Below are 465 nucleotides of genomic sequence, written 5' to 3' on the forward strand. Positions count from 1 at the left end.
GGCTACCACCGTTCCACGATTTGCCGGGAATTAAAGCGGGGCCGTGTCAGACAGCGGGATAGTAATTATTTGTTTTATTACTGCTACTTAGCTCATACAGCCCAGATTTATCATGAACAAAGACAGGCCAGGTGCTATAACCATAATCTGTTGCACAAAGATGCCACTTTCTTTCGCCTACTTAACCGGCATTTTAAAGCCAGTTTCAATGCCACCAGTATTGATGAATTCGTAGGCCGTTTTAAGTTAATCCATCCGCATTTTCACTGCCCCAGCACACCAACGGTTTACCGTTATATTGATCAGGGGCTATTACGGATTAAGAATGTTGACTTGCCCATGAAACTGCGTCGGCAGCAAAGAAAACACCACGGCAATGGCCATGCCCCGTATCATAAACGTTTAGGCCCTTCAATTGCGAATAGGCCGCAAGAAGTTGTACACCGGAAGGTGCCATTCCATTGG

The 465-nt window shown here is 46.0% G+C and carries 1 protein-coding gene; it reads left to right on the forward strand.

The annotated features are described in order from the left end of the window. The coding region (locus tag FC77_RS08115; RefSeq protein ID WP_477218254.1) for a transposase at window positions 1–465 on the forward strand (465 nt) is incomplete at both ends.

The organism is Lactobacillus acetotolerans DSM 20749 = JCM 3825, assembly GCF_001436775.1.
In the GTDB taxonomy this organism is placed as follows: Bacteria; Bacillota; Bacilli; order Lactobacillales; family Lactobacillaceae; genus Lactobacillus; species Lactobacillus acetotolerans.